The sequence below is a fragment of the Kitasatospora sp. NPDC022856 genome, from assembly GCF_055561235.1.
Map to the genome: position 1 here is coordinate 25392 of NZ_JBVHHE010000025.1, position 12150 is coordinate 37541.

The window sequence follows — 12150 nt, forward strand, 5'->3', positions numbered from 1 at the left end:
CCGTGCCTCGGTACCGCCCCCGGCGCCACGGGCCGGCCGCCCGCGGGCAACGCCGTAGCGAGGCGCTGCCCCGGCGGGGCGCCGTCGGCGCGCTCCTCGGGGAGGGACAGCGGGGCCACGGCGAAGCCGTGTCCGCACCGACGGGCAGGACCGCCGGAGGAACGGGCCCGTCCCGCAGCAACCGGCAGCCCCGTGGGGTGATCACCCGAGGAGGGCGACGCCGGCCCGGCCGTGCTTTTGCGCCCGGTGGCCCGGCGACGGCGTGCCGCCGGGCCCCGTCCGGTCGAAACCCCGGCGCGCCGGGCTCGTCCACGGCCGGTCCGTCCGGGCCGGAAGCTAGGTTCGGCTCCGTGACGGGCAACGACGCGGTCCTGGCCCTGGTGGTCACCACCGCGCTGGGTTTCGACTTCACCAACGGATTCCACGACACCGGCAACGCCATGGCGACCTCGATCGTCACCGGCGCCCTACGCCCGCGCGTGGCGGTCGCCCTCTCGGCGGCGCTGAACCTGGTCGGCGCGTTCCTGTCGACCGCCGTCGCGGCGACCATCGCGAGCGGCCTGGTCGACAGCGCCGACGTGACCCTGGTGGTGGTCTTCGCGGGACTGGCCGGCAGCATCCTGTGGAACCTGACCACCTGGTACCTCGGCATCCCCTCCAGTTCCTCGCACGCGCTCATCGGCGGCGTGGTCGGGGCGACGATGGCGGCGGTCGGGGTCTCGGCCGTCAAGTGGCAGGGGTTGGTCTCCAAGGTGATCGTGCCCGCCACCCTGTCGCCGTTCATCGCCGGGACGGTCGCGGTGGTCGGCACCCACCTCGTCTACCGGCTCACCCGCGACGTCTCCCAGGGCCCGCGCGACCACGGCTTCCGGATCGGCCAGATCGGTTCGGCCTCGATGGTCTCGCTCGCCCACGGCACCAACGACGCGCAGAAGACCATGGGCGTCATCACCCTGGCCCTGATCGCCAACGGCACCCTCCAGGCCGGCGCCACCTCCCCGATCTGGGTGATCACCTCCTGCGCGATGGCCATCGCCCTGGGCACCTACCTCGGCGGCTGGCGGGTCATCCGGATGCTGGGCAAGGGACTCATCGAGATCGAGTCGCCGCAGGGCATGGCCGCCGAGTCGGCCTCGGCGGCGGTGATCCTCTCCTCCACCGACTTCGGCTACTCGCTGTCCACCACCCATGTGGCCACCGGGTCGATCCTGGGCGCCGGGGTCGGCCGCAAGGGCGCCGTGGTGCGCTGGAACACCGCCCGCCGCATGGCGGTGGCCTGGCTGCTCACCCTGCCGGCCTCCGCGACGGTCGGCGCCGCGACCTACTGGGCCGCCCACGGGATCGGCGGGACCATCGGCGTCGTAGTGATCTTCATCGTGCTGGTCCTGGCCTCGATCGCCTTCTTCGCGGCCTCCCGCCGGCCGGCCGTGGCGGTGACGCCGGAGAACGTCAACGAGGCCTGGACCGGTTCGCTGGTCCCGGCCCCGGACGCCGGCGAGGTGGCCTCGTGAACTCCTGGATCAACCTCGACGCACTGTGGGGGATCGTCGTGGTGGGCCTCGTCGCCGGAGCCGGCCTGCCGGCCCTGTTCGCCCTCGGCCTGCGCGCCCTCAACCCGTCGGCCCGCCCCGCCGGGCGGTCTGCCGTGACCGGGCCCCCGGCCGCCGTCGGACCGGTCGGCTACGCCGTGGCCGTACTCTGCTTCGCCACCGTGCTCGCCGCGATCGCCTGGGGCATCTTCGTCATCGTCAACCACAGCTGAACGGCCGTGCCGCGGGCGAGGGAGCGTCACCCCGCCGCCGGGGCCCGCGCGGTGAGGGACCAGGGGGCGGCCCACAGCGGAAGGACCTCGACGGTGGCGCGGGCGTCGCGCCGGTGCCCCTCGGCGCCGCGCGCCGGGCCGACGGCGGGACAACGGGGACGGGTGCCGGCCGGCTGACGGGCAGCCTCGGAGTTCACTGGGCTCATGCGTCGCAACCTACTCCGGGGCACTGACAGGCCCGGTGCGGGCGGATCGACGGTCCGACCGGCTACCACCTTCCGGCACGGAACGGGCGGTGGTGGACCGAGTCGTGCCCCCGCCGGTTCGGACGAGCCCGGTCGTCGGAGTGGCCGGGACGGGCCGTGCACCCGGCGGCGCCCCGCAACCGTCCGGGCGAACGGTGCGCCGGGGTGGGGGTGCTGCTCGACGAGGGGGTGGCCGCCGGGGCCGGCGGCCGTCGCGCCCGCGGTGTTGTCGGTGTGCCGGGTTAGGTTGACGACCATCAGCCGGACCGGATGGGGGACGTCGTGACCGACCGTACGAGCGAGTCGATCAGCTGGGAGGAGACGCGCGCGCTCATCGCCGCGCGGATCCCGCAGGGGGTGATCGACCGGCTCCGGCCGGTGCCCGCCGGTGAGCTGCGCCATCTGCGGACCCCGTTGCGCAAGCTCCGCACCGAGCTGGTGCGCGAACTCTCGTCGGGCGACCGGGGCCGGTACTCCACCGCGTACGACCAGCTCGCCGCACTGCAGTTGGCCGGGATCCTCGCTGCCGCCACCCCGGCCGAGGCGTTGGAGTGGCTCACCTCCCGCCGCCTCCTCGACGTCACCTGGCCGCGGCCGGGCGGCGGCTCCAGCAGCCCCGACCACCACACCGTCCTGCTGACCCTGCTCGCGCCGCACCGGGACGCGGCGTTCCACCGCGAACTCGCGGGCCGGCTCGCCGCATGGCTGCCCGCACGTGGCGACGCCGCCCGGTGGCGGATCACCCAGGGCCTCGCCCTCCGGTCCGGCGCCGAACCCCCCACCACCGACGGCTACGTGATCGGGTGGCTCCGCGAGGGCCGGCTGATGGGCTCCCACCACCGGGAGATCGGCGAGTGGCTCGCCGACCAGGGCCTGCGCGAACCGGTGCCGCACCACCACTCGCTGCTCTCCTGGCTGCGGGCGCAGCCCCGGCTCGCCGAGTTCACCCGTCGAGCGTTCGAAGTCCCGGACGCCGGGGCCGAGTTCACCGAGGCGCTGTCGACCTGCGGCTGGGCCGAGTCGCTCGCCGTCGTGGCGGCCGAGGGACTGTTCGACCGCGCCGAACTGATCGACCTCTGCCTGGGCCGACTGCTGCGCGGCGACCGGCCCGGCAACCTGCGCGGATTCCTGCGGCTGTACGCGGTGCTGGCCCTCGACGCCGACGAGATCCTCGCCCGGGCCGGGGACCACGTCCGGCTGGCCGCCGACGGTGCGCCGGGCGCCGCCAAGGCCGCCCAGGCGGCGCTGGTCTCCGTGGCGGAGCGGCTGCCGGCCGAGCTGTTCGTCGAACTCACGGGCGCCGTCCTGGCCCGCCCGGAGAAGGGCCTCGCCACCGTCCAGCTGGGCCGGGTCGACGCCGCGCTGCGCCGCGACCCGGCCGGGGCCGACGGCCTGCTGCCCGCCGTCGCCGTGGCTTTCACCCATCCGCTCCCCGCGGTCCAGGAGCAGGCGCTGCGTCTCGTCGCCCGTCACCTGTCGCACGCCGCACCCGCCGTCGCCGGGGCCGTGCGCGCCGCGGCCGCCGATCTCGGACCCGCCCTGCGGCCCGACGCCCACCGCCTGCTGGAGATCCCCGCCCCGCCCGCGGAGCCGCAGTCGGACGCGCCGGTCGCGGCGGTACGCGTGGCGTGCGCCGAACTGCCCGCCGCACCCGCGGGGCCGCTCGACACCGCCGAGCGGCTGAGCGCCCTGATGGCCGACCGGGTGCCCGACCCGGGTGAGTTCGAGGTGGTGCTCGCCGCCCTGGTGGCGGAGCACCACCGTGACGCCGCCGCGCTCCGGGCCGCGCTGGCCCCGCTCGCCGCACGGCGCGCCGCGAACCCGGACCGGTTCCCGCCCCTCCGTCAGGTCGGCGGAGCGCTCGGTGTCCTGCTCGACGCCCTGACCGGCCGGCCGCAGGCGCCCCGGGCGAGCCTGGCCGTGCTGCTGGGGATGCCCGACTTCATGCGCACCCTCGGTGTGGTCACCGCGGTGCGCGTGCACGAGGCGGCGTGTTCGGTCACGGAGGCGCCGGTGCCGCTGCTGCTCGCCACGCCCACGGCCGGCGACGGCACGATCGACCCGGCCGTGCTGCTCGACCGGCTCGCCGCGTACCGGACCGCCGGTGCCCGCCCCTCACCCGCCGACCTGGCCCAGGCGTTGCTCCGGGTGGCCCCGCCCGCGCTGCCGGCCGTCCGCGCCGCGGCCGCCGGGCTCGGCTGCGAGCTGCCGCCGGACGTCGCTCCGCCCGCACCCCGGGGGTTCCACACCCAGACCGCGAACATGCCCGAGCGGCTCAACGGCGTCGGCCGGGCCCCTGCTCCGGTCGTGCGCATCGCACCGTGTGCCCCCGAGGCCGCGCCGGCACCCGAAGGCGTCACCGGCCTCCTCCACGCCGTCCCCGACCCCGCCGAGTACGCCCGGTTCGTGGACGTTCCGTCGACGCCGGCCATCGAGCTCGTCCAGTTCGCCTGGGTGGCGCCGTGGCACCCGGAGGCCGTCGCGGCGCACGGCGTCCCGGGCGCGGTGTTCCGGGTGGACGCGCCCGGTCCCCGGGAGCCGAACCCCCTGCTGCCCCGGCTCGCGGAGGTGCCGGGCGAGTTCGGACCGGTGTGCCACCTCCTGCTCGCCTACGGGCTGACCGCGTCCCGGGCGGAGAACCGCACCGCCGCGCTGGACTTCCTGCTGGCGGCGGGCGCCCAGGGCCGGCTCCGGCCGGATCTGCTGGGCGGATGGATCGCGGCACTCTGGAGGCTGTCCGTGGCCAAGCCGAACCGGGTCCTGCCCGTCCTGGCCGAGGCCGCCCGCACCGGTGCGGGCCGGACGACCTGGGCCGTGCTCACGGCCGTGATCACCGAGTTCGCCACCGAGCCCGGCCGGCGAGGACTGGCCGACGCGCTGGTACTCGCCGCCGAGTGCGCGGTGGCCGAGGGCATCCGTGAGGCGCTCCCGGCCCTCGACGCCCTGAGCGCCGCGGGGGCGCCGGCTCGCGTCCGGGCGGAATCGGCCCGACTGGCCGCAATCCTGACGGGGTGACGGCCGCGCGGGCTGTCGACGGCCCGGTCCAGGCGCCGGCGCGCGCCGTCGTCGTCCACCGCACCGCTTCGCGGTCCGCACCGCCCGGGTCCACCGGTGCGACCGTCATCACCGGCTGGAAGTACGCCGGCTCCGCCGGTTCGCCCACCGGGGGGCGGCGGCCTCGATCCAGGCGAATTGACGGCCCGTCCGGTCATCACCTCGCAGTCCGGCGTACGCCGGTCCGTCCCGGGCCGGCCCGGCGTACGCCGCCGGGCGGCCGAGGGCGACCGACCCGGCAGCTGGAGGCCGGTCCGGACCTCTGAGCACCCGGGCCACCCTTCGGCCTCCGGTGCCGCAGGCGGTGGCGGGAGGCCCCGCCGTCACCGGATCGGGTGAAGATCGCCCGATCGCCGGACAGTACGGCCCGGGCCCCGGCACGCTCATGACGGCCTCGCGGCGAGCGCGGGCCGGCGGCGAGCGGAGGGGGCGGCAGTGGTGGTGGAGCAGGTCTTCGGAGGTCTCGCGCCGCCCGGGGGAGCGGCCGTGCCCCGGCCGGCCGCAGGGGAGCGCTCGGCCCCGGTGCCACGTCACGTCGCCTGTGTGATGGACGGGAACGGCCGCTGGGCGGCACGGCGCGATCTGCCCCGCACCTCCGGTCACCGCGCGGCCGAGGCGACGGTGATCGACGTCATCGAGGCGGCCCGGGCGTCCGGCGTCCGGTGGCTCAGCCTGTACGCGTTCTCCACCGAGAACTGGAGCCGCCCCGGCGAGGAGGTCGACTACCTCCTGCACCTGGTGCGCCGGGTCGTGCGCAAGCACGCTCCGCTGTTGCACGCGCGCGGGATCCGCTGCCGCTTCCTCGGCGGCGCGGATCCTCGGATCCCGGCCGCACTGGCCCGCGACTTCGCGGACCTGACGACGCTCACCAGCCGCAACCGGGGCATGACACTGACCGTGGCGTTCGACCACGGCGGGCGCCGGGACATCGTCGAGGCCGCGCGCTCGCTGATCCGCAGCGGTGCGGCGGCCGAGACCCTCGACGAGGAGGTCTTCGCGGCCCACCTGCCGTTCCCCGACACCCCCGACGTGGACCTGGTCATCCGGACCTCCGGGGAGCAGCGCATCTCGAACTTCATGCTCTGGCAGGTCGCCTACGCCGAGTGGATCTTCCCGCCGGTGCTCTGGCCCGACTTCCGGGCGACGCACTTCCTGGAGTGCCTGAACACCTATCAGCGACGCCACCGCCGCTTCGGCGGGGTGGCGGCCGACACGAATGGAGAGGCCGGACCGTGACCCGGACGACCGACGACCACCCGGAGGGCGAGCACACCGCCCCCGGAAGCGGAGCCACCCCCACAGCCGGGGCCACTCCCACACCCGGACCCACTCCCGGAGCCGGGTCCACCGCGCGGCCCGGACCGCTGTTCGGCCCGGGCACGCGGTTCCACCGCCTCTTCGACGACCCGTGCTGGGCCGTGGCCATGATCCGGGCGACGGTCCTGGAAGCCGCCCACCCGCAGATCGGTGCGGCCCTGGTCGACAGCTCCACCTTCCTCACCCACCCCTGGCGCCGGATGGCCAACACCCTGCGAAGCCTGCAGCGCGTGACCGGTGCGGACGAGGCGGCCCGGGACCGGGAGGTGGCCCGGCTCAACCGGATGCACGCGCGGATGAGCGGCACCGACGCGGCGAACCGGCCCTACGACGCGATGGACCCGGCGGCCCGCGCGTGGGTGGTCGCCACGATGTTCGAGAGCGCCGTCACCATGTTCCGCTGGAGCGGGCGGCCGCTCGACCAGGCCGCGATGGAGGAGCTGTACGCGCAGTTCCTGGCCTTCCAGGCGCTGCTGGGCGACTCCTCCGGCCAACTCCCCGCCTCACTAAGGGACTTCTGGCCGTACTACGACCGGGTGGTCGAGGAGGAGCTGGAGAACACCGAGGCGCTGCGCACCATCCTGTACCACCTCTTCGACCACCTTCCGGCGCCTCCTCTGCTGGAGGGCGTGCCGACGCTGTGGGCGGCCGGCCGGGCCCTCGCCGGGCCGGCGATCGGGGTGGTCACGGTGGCCTCCCTGCCGGAGACGTTCCGCAGGCGGGCCGGACTGACCGAGGTCCCCGGCGCCCAGGCCCTGAGCCAGGCCGCCTACCTGGCCCTCGGTTCGGCGCGCCTGCTGCCGGACGGCTGGGTCACCGCCGACAACCTCCTCGACCTGATCTCGCTGTCACCCGACAGCGACGACCCCCGGGCCAGGGCGCTGGCCGCCGTGGGCGACGGGATGAAGCGGTTCGGTGCCCTGCTGCGACTGGTCACCCCGCTCCCGGACGAGCCCGGGCGGCCCGGCGCCGGGAGGCCGTCGGGGCGGTCGGCGCGGGCGGGTGCCGGGCGGCGCGGCGCCGAGGAGTTCTTCGACGCCGTGCTGGACCAGACCGGGAACGGCTACCTGGACTGGCCCGACCTGGCGGCCATGGCACGGGAGCTGTCCGGCCGCCTCGACCTGGACGAGCCGGAGGAGACCAGGCTCTACGACGCCTATGCCGCCTGGTGGCGTGAGCTCCAGTCGACGCTCGACACGGACGGCGACGGCCGGGTCAGCCGGCAGGAGTACGCGGAGGCGGTCCCCTCCCTCGCCGGCCCCGCCCTGATCCGGGTCGCCGAGGTGCTGTTCGACGTGACCGATGCCGACGGCAACCAGAGCATCGACGCGGACGAGTACCGCGCGCTCTTCCGCACCGGCTTCCACCGCGAACTGCTCGACTCGAACGGGACGTACACGCGGGCCGCGTTCATCAAGGACTTCCTCGCCTTCATGGCGGGCCGTCAGCGCTCCACGGCCTACGACCCGCTGCTCGCCCAGGCGTGATCCGGCCGGGGCGGTGAGGTGGGGGACGTCGGCGGGCACGGCGGCGGCGCTCGGGGCGACCCGGTCACGCCGCCGTCACGGGAAATTCACAGCACGGGGTCTACTCGCATAGAGGGCGCCGGGGCCATCCTGGCCCGGTCCGAGGTTCAGCGCCCTCACCGGGAGACGCAGATGAAGCCCCGCACCGCAGCCACCGTCATCGCCCTGGCCCTGGCCGGGCTCGCCGTCACGGCGCCCACGGCCGGCGCCAGTGGCACCAAGGTCTCGCAGTCGACCGCCGCCGGTCAGTTCAGGAACGCCGGCATCACGTGGAGTTCCAGTGGCGGCTGTACCACCCGGTCCAACTCCACCTGCACGTCGTTCGAGCAGATCAACTCCGGCACGGTGAGCACGATCATCACCCTTAAGCAGTCCAGCGGCTGCGCCATCAACATCACGGGCGGCACCGAGGTGGGCCACGCCTCCGGAACGTACAGCCACTACAACGGCTACAAGGTCGACATCTCCCGCAACTCCTGCATCGACGCCTACGTCCAGAACTCCTTCACCTACATCGGCTACCGGGGTGACGGCTACCCGCAGTGGAAGGCCGCGTCGGGCAACCTCTACTGCAACGAGGGCAACCACTGGGACATCCTGGTCTACTGACCCCGGCCTCCGGTGGGGGCGGGCCCGGCCTGCCCCCACCGACCGGCCGGACCGCGGTGCCGCGGGAGCCCGACGAACGCGCGTCGCCGCGGTCGGGGCGACCGGCGGCGACGGAACTCCGCTGCGGCGCAGCCCACTTCCGCCGGCCGCGCCTCCTCTCCCCGGCCCGCTCCCTGCTCCTCACCCCTGCTCCTCACCCGTGCCCCGCGCCGGGAACCGGCCCGGCATCGGCCCGGCGGCGAACCCTGGCCCGGTCGCCGGCCGTTCAAGGGAGGAGGAGTACGGAACAGTCGAACCAGCCCGCGGGAGTGACAGATGCCGAAGTACCGAGGCGCCCACCGGATCACGGTGACCGGCGTGCAGGCCGACCGGCCGCAACGGGCCGTGGCGACCGTCCGGGGCGGCGGCACCGTCGTGGTGCCGGGCGTCGTCGGTGCCAGCGAGCTGATCGATGCCGCGGACTGGGAGCTCTCCGTCGAGCACGAGCACGACGGCGTCTGGGGGCCCAGCATCCGCGCCGTCGTGGGCCGCTGGGAGGAGCGTGGCGGCACCCACAGCCAGGTGGTCCGGTGCACCGACCGCGACCGGAGCGGCTACCCCGGCGGCCGCAGCCTCGTCCTGCGGATCGACCGGGAGGACCCGCGCCCCCCGGCGGCCCCCGCGTCCGCCCCCGCGCCCCGGTGGGCCGGTACCGAGTCGGCCGGCCGCCAGGAGGCCCCGGGCCGGGGCGCCGCCCGGATCAGCACCTCCGGCTCCGACCTCCCGTCGACCCGAACCGCCGACACGGCCGCCACCTCCGGCGGCTTCCACACCACCTCCGGCGGCTGGTAGTCCGCGGCCTCGTCGGCCGTCCGGGGGCGGGGTCCACGACGTGGGCACCGCCCTGGCGGCCGCTCGCGCACCCGCCCGGCCCGTGCCCGGTACCGCCCCCGTGACAGTGAGGTCGCAGACCGGGAGCGCGGGGCCCGGAGAGCGCCGGCGACCCACGGCGGCTCAGCGCAGGTCGTGGCGGGTGCCGTCGCCGACGGCGCGGAGCTTGTCCGGGTTGGCCACGTTGTGGATCGTCGAGATCCGCCCTTCGGGGTCGAACTCGAAGGTCAGCGTGGCGACCACGCGGTCCGGGCCGCGGAAGACCAGGCCCGGGCCGCCGTTGATCGAGGTGAGCTCCGCCCGCATCTGCCCGGGCTCGATGCCCTGATAGGTCACGCTGCCGAGCGCGGCGAACCAGCGGGCCACCGTCTCCAGGCCGACGACCGGCTTGAGGGCCTGGCGGACCTTGCCGCCGCCGTCGGTCCACAGCGTCACGTCCGGGGAGAGCAGCTCCATGAGGGTGTTGATGTCGCCGCCCGACGTCGCCGCGAAGAACCGCTCGGTGACGTCGCGTCGGCGGGCGGGGTCCGCCGTGAAGCGCGGCCGGCGGGCCTGGACGTGCTCGCGGGCGCGGTGCCCCGCCTGGCGCACGGCCGGCTCCGAGCGCTCCACCGCCTCGGCGATCTCCGCGTAGCTGAAGGCGAAGACCTCCTTCAGGACGAACACCGCGCGCTCCAGCGGGCTCAGCGTCTCCAGGACGACCAGCAGGGCCATCGAGACCGAGTCGGCCGCGGCGATGTCCTCGGCGGTGTCCGGGAGGGTGAGGATCGGCTCGGGGAGCCACGGGCCGACGTAGGTCTCGCGCTGGTGGCGGGTCGACCGGAGCCGCTCCATCGCCAGGTTGGAGACGATCCGGGCCAGGTAGGCCTTGGGGTCGGCGACCTGGGAGCGGTCGGCCGCCGACCACTTGAGCCAGGCGTCCTGGACCACGTCCTCGGCATCGGCGGCGGTGCCGAGGAGGCGGTAGGCGACGGAGAAGAGCAGGGTGCGGTACTGCTGGAAGACGAGCTGGTCGGTGTCGTCCTGTCGCGGCTGGGTCACTTGGCGCTCCGGATCCTGGTGTAGCGGCCGCCGTGCGGCCAGAACGCGCCCGAGGCGGGCATCTTCTTCATGCGGGCGAAGGTCGGCCACGGCGCGGCGCTGACCGTCTCCTTGTACTTCGCGGCCCGCTTGCCGGTCAGCACGAGCCGGCGCGGGGTGTCGTCGGGGTGGGTGAACTGGACGACGGCGTCGTGCCGGCCCAGGCTGACGGGTGTGTGGTAGTAGCCGAAGCGGAAGGGCTTGGGCTCCTTGCCGGCCAGGACCCGCAGGATCGAGAGGGCCGCGTGCACGCCGGTGGGCATGCCGCTCTGGCAGGTCCCGTGCATCACGCCGTAGCCCTGGCGGACCGCCGCCGCGTCGCCCACGGCGTAGACGTCCGGGTGGGAGACCGAGCGCAGGGCCGGGTCGGTGACCACGCGGCCGCGCTCGTCGACGGTCAGGCCGGCGGCGGCGGCCAGCGGGGAGACGCGGGTGCCGCTGGTCCACAGCACCGCGTCCGCGGGGAGGACGGTGCCGTCCGCGAGTTCGACGCCGTCCGGCAGGACCTTGGCCACCTCGACGCCGCCGCGCACCCGCACACCGAGCCGGGCGAGCGCCGCGTCCAGGTGGGCCTTGGCCTTCGGGTGCATGGTCGCGCCCGGCTCCTGACGGCCCAGCAGCTCCACCCGGAGCTCCGGGTACCGCTCGGCGATCTCCGCCGCGGCCTCCACGCCGGTGAGGCCGCTGCCGCCGACCACGACGGTCCCGCCGCCGAGCCGGGCCAGCCGGTCGGCGAGGAGCGCGGCGTCCTGCGGGCTGTTGAGGGTGTGGGCGTGGTCGTCCACGCCGGGGACGGCGTCGGTGTCGGCGACGCTGCCCAGGCCGTAGACCAGGGTGTCGTAGCGCAGGACCCGGTCGTCGTCGATCCGGACGGTCTTCGCCCCGGCGTCCACGGCGGTGACCCAGCCGCGGACGAAGGTCGCACCGGTGCCGTCCAGCAGCTCCGGGATGCTCATCGCGGCCGTCTGCTGGCCGGTGGCGGTCATGTGCAGCCGGAGCCGCTCGGTGAAGTGCTCGTCGGGGTTGACCAGCGTCACCCGCAGATCCGCGCGCTTGCGGGTGCGGGCCGCGAGCTGGATCGCCGCGGAGAGTCCGGCGTAGCCGGCTCCCAGGACCAGGACCTCGTGCTGCCTTGTTGCTGTCGTGTTCGTCATCGTCATCGTCGCCTTCGTGTCGGTCGTTCCCGCCGTGCGGACAACCACCAGACGCGAGCTGCCCTCCCGTTCGTGACACGGGGCCGAAGTGACCCGCGTCACATCGCCGGGAGGAGGGCGCGGGGGCGCGGCACAAGCCCCCCGAGTGCCGCGACGCAGAGCATTCAACCATGATCGACTCGGCGTCGCGGGGGACCCTGGGAACGGCGGGACCCGCAGGTCGGCGGCGGCTCCGGTCCCTCCGCACGCCGCCCGGCCGTGCCCACCGTCGGTCCGGCGCCGGCTTTCGGAGGAGCTCCGGAGGTGTCCACTAACTTCCCTGTGTTCTTTCGAAGTTGGCCGCCCGAGCGGGATCGGCCCGGTAGGAATGGGGGCGCTCGGCCCGCCCGGGCCGGGCGGAGGGGGCGTGGGGCACGGAGCCGGCCGCCTCCGGGTGCGGCGGCCACACCCGGGTCCTGGGCTACGTCGACACGGCCCACGGCACGCTGCCGCAGGCCGTGGTCCGGGCCACCGTGGACGACTGCCTCGGGACC

At 75.2% G+C, this 12150-nt stretch carries 10 protein-coding genes; 7 read left to right on the top strand and 3 right to left on the bottom strand.

Annotation, left to right across the window (positions count from 1 at the left end):
- Positions 1-350 precede the first annotated feature (350 nt).
- Together ACZ34W_RS27445 and ACZ34W_RS27450 are read left to right on the top strand one after the other, a co-directional pair.
- Positions 351-1511 carry an inorganic phosphate transporter gene (locus ACZ34W_RS27445; RefSeq protein WP_465607874.1) on the top strand — a complete coding sequence of 387 codons (1161 nt, stop codon included), beginning with the start codon at positions 351-353 and terminating at the stop codon, positions 1509-1511.
- Positions 1508-1762, top strand: a complete 255-nt coding sequence (locus ACZ34W_RS27450) for a hypothetical protein (RefSeq protein ID WP_329491630.1) — start codon at positions 1508-1510, stop codon at positions 1760-1762. Before ACZ34W_RS27445 ends, ACZ34W_RS27450 begins: the two co-directional genes overlap by 4 nt.
- Before the next feature lie 26 nt (positions 1763-1788).
- Here the strand turns inward: ACZ34W_RS27450 and ACZ34W_RS27455 are convergent, their stop codons facing one another.
- Positions 1789-1968, bottom strand: a complete 180-nt coding sequence (locus tag ACZ34W_RS27455; protein ID WP_465607876.1) for a hypothetical protein — start codon at positions 1966-1968, stop codon at positions 1789-1791.
- A 321-nt stretch (positions 1969-2289) separates the two neighbouring features.
- Between ACZ34W_RS27455 and ACZ34W_RS27460 the strand changes: the two genes are divergently transcribed.
- The 5 genes from ACZ34W_RS27460 to ACZ34W_RS27480 all read left to right on the top strand — a co-directional run bounded on the left by ACZ34W_RS27460 (position 2290) and on the right by ACZ34W_RS27480 (position 9344).
- The gene (locus ACZ34W_RS27460) at positions 2290-5022 is read left to right on the top strand and encodes a DUF7824 domain-containing protein (protein WP_465607878.1); all 2733 of its coding nucleotides are present in this window, start codon (positions 2290-2292) and stop codon (positions 5020-5022) included.
- Between the two features lie 585 nt (positions 5023-5607).
- Entirely contained in the window at positions 5608-6297 is a 690-nt protein-coding gene (gene uppS / locus ACZ34W_RS27465; protein WP_465607982.1) for a polyprenyl diphosphate synthase, read from the top strand.
- A 128-nt stretch (positions 6298-6425) separates the two neighbouring features.
- Complete coding sequence (locus ACZ34W_RS27470) at positions 6426-7865, top strand: oxygenase MpaB family protein (RefSeq protein WP_465607984.1); 1440 nt, start codon at positions 6426-6428, stop codon at positions 7863-7865.
- Between the two features lie 171 nt (positions 7866-8036).
- Positions 8037-8513, top strand: coding sequence for a hypothetical protein (locus ACZ34W_RS27475; RefSeq protein WP_329491633.1), 477 nt, complete (start codon positions 8037-8039; stop codon positions 8511-8513).
- Between the two features lie 315 nt (positions 8514-8828).
- Positions 8829-9344: a hypothetical protein gene (locus ACZ34W_RS27480; RefSeq protein ID WP_465607880.1), complete on the top strand. Its 516-nt coding sequence runs from the start codon at positions 8829-8831 to the stop codon at positions 9342-9344.
- Between the two features lie 162 nt (positions 9345-9506).
- On the opposite strand, the gene ACZ34W_RS27485 is transcribed toward ACZ34W_RS27480, so the two are convergent.
- Positions 9507-10424, bottom strand: a complete 918-nt coding sequence (locus tag ACZ34W_RS27485; RefSeq protein ID WP_465607882.1) for an RNA polymerase sigma-70 factor — start codon at positions 10422-10424, stop codon at positions 9507-9509.
- Positions 10421-11617, bottom strand: coding sequence for an NAD(P)/FAD-dependent oxidoreductase (locus tag ACZ34W_RS27490; protein WP_465607884.1), 1197 nt, complete (start codon positions 11615-11617; stop codon positions 10421-10423). Before ACZ34W_RS27490 ends, ACZ34W_RS27485 begins: the two co-directional genes overlap by 4 nt.
- Positions 11618-12150 lie beyond the last annotated feature (533 nt).